The 233-nt window shown below is 61.8% G+C and carries 1 protein-coding gene; it reads left to right on the top strand.

All coding sequences use genetic code 11. The features are described 5' to 3' along the window. Positions 1–233: hypothetical protein (locus MJ643_RS31270; RefSeq protein ID WP_247727396.1), on the top strand; the 233-nt coding region annotated here is incomplete at both ends.

Here is a 233-nt window from a genome sequence, read left to right as displayed (position 1 = left end):
CCGCAGCCCCGTTCTCCAATGGGCGGTCCGCGCTCAAGTTCAACAGCTTCTGGACCATCGAGCTCGAGCCGGGCTGGTCGCTGTTCGCGACACATCCTGTCAATCGCGACGATCTGCCGTTTCGACTCCTCTCGGGCCTGGTTGACGCCGACCGGTTTCACGACGGTGGCATCAATTTTCCGGCCGTCTGGATCAGGCCCGATTTTTCAGGCGTCCTGAAAAGGGGGACACCG

It is taken from the genome of Pseudomonas sp. PNPG3 (assembly GCF_023093815.1).
Taxonomy (GTDB): domain Bacteria; phylum Pseudomonadota; class Gammaproteobacteria; order Pseudomonadales; family Pseudomonadaceae; genus Aquipseudomonas; species Aquipseudomonas asiatica.
Note: the sequence above shows the minus strand (reverse complement) of the source record. Positions and strands in the feature narration are given on the sequence as shown.